1 pseudogene is annotated in these 399 nt (G+C 38.3%); it reads left to right on the forward strand.

What is annotated here, in order from left to right:
* A pseudogene (locus tag J4D97_RS23300) lies at positions 1-262 on the forward strand (ABC transporter ATP-binding protein); the annotation flags it as partial.
* Between the last annotated feature and the right edge of the window lie 137 nt (positions 263-399).

Genomic DNA, 399 nt, shown 5'->3' on the forward strand with positions numbered 1-399 from the left:
GAGCGATACATAGATACACCCGTGAAGCGCTACAGTAGCGGGATGTATGTACGCCTAGCTTTCGCTGTGTCGGCCTTTCTAGAGCCAGAAATACTTATTGTAGATGAAGTATTGGCTGTTGGTGATGCTGAATTTCAAAAGAAGTGCTTGGGACGGATGAAGGATGTGAGTGTGAATGATGGTAGGACCGTTATGTTTGTGAGCCATAACATGGCTGCAGTAAAAAGTTTGTGTACTCAAGGCTTGGTACTCAAAAATGGAACAATCTCGTCTCAATCGTCCGTAGAAGATTCTATTTCTGAGTATTATAAGATAATTTCTTCTTCAATTTCTAAACAAGAGTCTTTAGAAAAGTATAATAATAATTCAATTCAGCTACAATCAGTAGGTATATTAAAT

Source organism: Hymenobacter defluvii (assembly GCF_017589435.1).
Lineage (GTDB): Bacteria > Bacteroidota > Bacteroidia > Cytophagales > Hymenobacteraceae > Hymenobacter > Hymenobacter profundi.